Genomic DNA, 271 nt, shown 5'->3' with positions numbered 1-271 from the left:
AAGGCGTAGTCGATGGGAAACGGGTTAATATTCCCGTACTGGTTGTTACTGCGAAGGGGGGACGGAGAAAGCTAGGTTGGCCGGGCGACGGTAGTCCCGGTTTAAGCGTGAAGGTGGGTGTTTTTGGAAAATCCGGAACACCGTTAACACTGAGGCGTGATGACGAGTCACTACGGTGATGAAGTAACCGATGCTACGCTTCCAGGAAAAGCCTCTAAGCACCAGGTAACAGTCAATCGTACCCCAAACCGACACAGGTGGTCAGGTAGAG

1 rRNA gene is annotated in these 271 nt (G+C 52.8%); it reads left to right on the top strand.

The window, feature by feature from the left end:
• Positions 1 to 271, top strand: a 23S ribosomal RNA gene (locus MFP24_RS00190); the annotation flags it as partial.

This window comes from Brenneria tiliae (assembly GCF_023347575.1).
GTDB lineage: Bacteria > Pseudomonadota > Gammaproteobacteria > Enterobacterales > Enterobacteriaceae > Brenneria > Brenneria corticis.
The sequence above is the reverse complement of the archived record's forward strand: the minus strand, read 5'-3'. Positions and strand labels throughout refer to the sequence as shown.